The organism is Xenorhabdus lircayensis, assembly GCF_016306625.1.
In the GTDB taxonomy this organism is placed as follows: Bacteria; Pseudomonadota; Gammaproteobacteria; order Enterobacterales; family Enterobacteriaceae; genus Xenorhabdus; species Xenorhabdus lircayensis.
Genome location: NZ_JACOII010000078.1, coordinates 1 through 1,369 on the forward strand (window position 1 = coordinate 1; position 1,369 = coordinate 1,369).

Below are 1,369 nucleotides of genomic sequence, written 5' to 3' on the forward strand. Positions count from 1 at the left end.
CGGCACACGAATGATGCGCCCCTTGGGTTTACATGAAATCGTGGGCACATTGCCATTGAACAATCTGGCGTCGAATTCAACGTACAGCAGCGCGGTATTCGGGTAGCGGAATTTGGCGTCAATAATTTCGGTGAACGCCATAATGTTCATCTTATCAATGATCCGTTCACTGGTGCTGTTCGGTGTTTTTCTGACAACCCGAACCGTCCAGCCTGTTCTGGCATCAGGCAGATTGATACGATATGAGCGCTCATACAAGGTTGTTGTTTTGTTGTCGATATGGGTATCAAAAATAGTCTGGTAGCTGCCGCCATCCGTCGATAACTCAATGGCATAGTCAATACGATAACCGACCGTATCCGCATTATCCTTTTGCTCCCTCAATGCAGGCCAACCCAGACGGACGCGAACAGCAGACAATTTCGTATTGGAAATGTATTTTGCCCAGGGCGTAGCGGCTTTTATTTCGGTGCCAAGCCGAATTTCATTTTCCGCAGCAGGCATCCCTTTGATGTATTCCTGTGCCTGCGTGCCGGGACGAAATTCCCATCTCACCCCTTCAAAGTTCATTGTTCCGTTGTCGCCCTGTAATGGCGTTCCGTCCAGAAAGATACGGGTGCCATCCAGTCCACCCGCAAATTCGCCCTCACCCAATGCCAGTAACATTCGCGCTTTTGCACTGGACTGGATGTTATCGGGCATTTCGTAAGGCGTATGTCCGCCACCACCACCACCGCCTTTTGCACCTGCTATAATATGTTCGGTCATCGTATTAGCCCTTACGTTGCTCTTCTTCCGCTTTCCCGTCTTCGACGGGTTTCCCTGTCAGGATCTCACTCATGCTGTATTTTCGCTGTTTCTCAATCTGTTCGGTCTGGTACTGGTCTTCGGTGTAGACGCCCGCAGAGATAATCGCACCGCCGATCTCACGCGAACCATAGAGGATGGGAACCGGGTTGCCTTGGGCGGTCGTATTGACCGGACCCCCGAATGCATAGGAGGGTTTATTCTCCGGTGATTCGCGCATTCCCAGTCCCGGTGGCTGAGGTGCCAGCATTTGAGAAACACCGCCCATCACCATTGATCCACCTGCTAAGGCGAGACTGGCCGCCCACGTCCAGCCGTAAGGGTTCCACCACGCAACCACCAGCATGGCAACACCCAGCACGACATTGAATAACCCGGCGCGCTTGCTGCCTATGATCACCGGCATGATATGGATATCGCTGTCACCCCTGGTCATGTCCAGTTCGTCTTTGTTGTAACTTCTGCCGCCCACAATGACCGAAAAGGTAAAGCCCTGCTTATGGGCATTGAGCATGAATGCTTCGAAGCCTGTAACCAGTTTGCTCATGGCTCTGATGGCGTG

The 1,369-nt window shown here is 52.2% G+C and carries 2 protein-coding genes; both read right to left on the reverse strand.

Annotated features, from left to right (window positions below):
• On the reverse strand, nucleotides 1-768 hold a 768-nt coding region (gene gpJ, locus H8A87_RS19055; protein ID WP_422646109.1), incomplete at its 3' end, for a TipJ family phage tail tip protein.
• A gap of 4 nt (nucleotides 769-772) precedes the next feature.
• On the reverse strand, nucleotides 773-1,369 hold a 597-nt coding region (locus H8A87_RS19060; protein ID WP_198691468.1), incomplete at its 5' end, for a tail assembly protein.